1 protein-coding gene is annotated in these 1,669 nt (G+C 60.6%); it reads right to left on the minus strand.

Annotated features, from left to right (window positions below):
* Window positions 1–192: 192 nt before the first annotated feature.
* Window positions 193–1,527, minus strand: a complete 1,335-nt coding sequence (locus DTW90_RS36885) for an ISNCY family transposase (protein ID WP_149345056.1) — start codon at window positions 1,525–1,527, stop codon at window positions 193–195.
* Window positions 1,528–1,669 lie beyond the last annotated feature (142 nt).

The following is a 1,669-nucleotide window of genomic DNA, read 5'->3' on the forward strand; positions in this document are numbered from 1 at the left end:
CTAGTGCCCATCCATAAACGCCTGTTTTTCTGCGGTTTTGAAAGGTTGTTTGCCGGCTGCCATCGTTTTTTTGGACGAGTGATGGCAGAGAGCGCGCAGATTATGGCCCGAAGAGCGATCTGACGGCATTGGGGTCATGGGGTATCGGCCGACGCTCGCTGAGCTGCTCTGAACGCTACCGGATCAGGAGCGTCAGGTCGGTCTGAGGCGGGCAAGGAGGGCGAGGTTGTAAGCGACCACCGAGGACCAGACATAAGCCTTGAAGTGGTCGAGCCCGCGCCAGGTGCAGTGCCCCAAGCCATAAGCGCGCTTTAGGCAAGAGATGCCGGCCTCGATGCCGGCGCGGAAGTTTCTGAGCTTACGATAGACCCAGTGGCTCTTGACCATGTCTTCAATCCTGAGGCCGGCTTTTTTGTGGAAGGCCATGTCGCGCACGCCCCAGGCTTTGGCCTGGCTCAGATTGGTGCGGCTGGCATAGCCACCGTCGGCCGCCGCCTGAAGCGGCGCCTGGCCATAGAAGGCGATGTGGCGTTCCAGCATCGGCAGCAAGCGCTCGCTGTCGGCTGGGTTGCCGGTTTCGACGACGAGGTCGAGGACCAGTCCGCTTCTGCCGGTGGTCAGATTGAGTTTATGGCCGTAGTCGACGTCGCGGCTGCCTTTGACGATGATGTCGGCATGCGGCTCGAACAGGCTCACCAGCTTCTCGCCAGCCGGCACCGGCTCGCCGGTCAGGACCCGCCGTTCGGTCTGGGCGATGATCCGCTCGATCAGCGGCTTATAGTGGCGGAACTGGGTCTGCCACAGTTCGCCGGCCGGGTCCGCCGTCAGGGGCAACTGTTCACTCGCCTGCTGCAGATAACTCAAGGTCGCGTGCGTGATCTTGAGCAGTTCGCGGTAGTGCTTCACCCGTTTCGGGCGACCGCGGGTATATTCTATCGCTCGAGCCCGCTTCTTCGCCGCGCGGCAATGATCGTGCCATATGATGGTGCCACCCAGCGCATCGGCCTGCTGCAACAGCCGTATCATCACCCGGACTGCGTCCCATAATAGGCTACTGTCGCTCGGCTCATGAATCAGTGCGGCGGTGACGGTACTGTCCACGCGCACGACCTTGCCACTTTCGAGCTTCTCCTGCAGGGCACTCGCCAGCAGCACCCGGTTGATCTCTTCAAAGGTTTGCGCCCGGATCGCGCTGATCGTCTTGTGCAAGGCCGACTTCTTCGGGCTCCACCCCCACGGCAGCCGGGCAAAGGCTCGGAACGAGGCGGAGTCTTCGAGATGGAAGGCCAGCTCCTGATAACTCAACTGGCGATGCTGCTTGAGCAGTGCGCAGCGCAACACTGCCTCGGCTGGCAGCCCCTCGCGGCCGGTCTCCTTAAGACCATGCCGGCGCAGGTCCCGCGTCACCAGCCCCAGCAGATCGCGATGTTCATCCAGCCATTGCGACATCGCCTTCAGTTCATGACCGATCTCGTGTTCGGCGAAAAGATCGAATACACTGGCTTGGACCGTGCGTTCTTGGCGCATTGTCGGCTCCGGCGGTTACGGGTTCGTCTTTAGAATCAGTAGCTTGATCTAAAGTATACCTGAAACCGCCGGGCTTTGCCCGCCGATGTATCGCGATTCCGTCAATAATTTCAGCGATTTACCGTTTATGGATGGGCACTAG

The organism is Neorhizobium sp. P12A, from assembly GCF_008365395.1.
In the GTDB taxonomy this organism is placed as follows: domain Bacteria; phylum Pseudomonadota; class Alphaproteobacteria; order Rhizobiales; family Rhizobiaceae; genus Rhizobium.

Coding starts and splice junctions, on each gene's coding strand:
- DTW90_RS36885 (WP_149345056.1), bottom strand. CDS start 1,527: ATGCGCCAAGAACGCACGGTCCAAGCCAGTGTATTCGATCTTTTCGCC.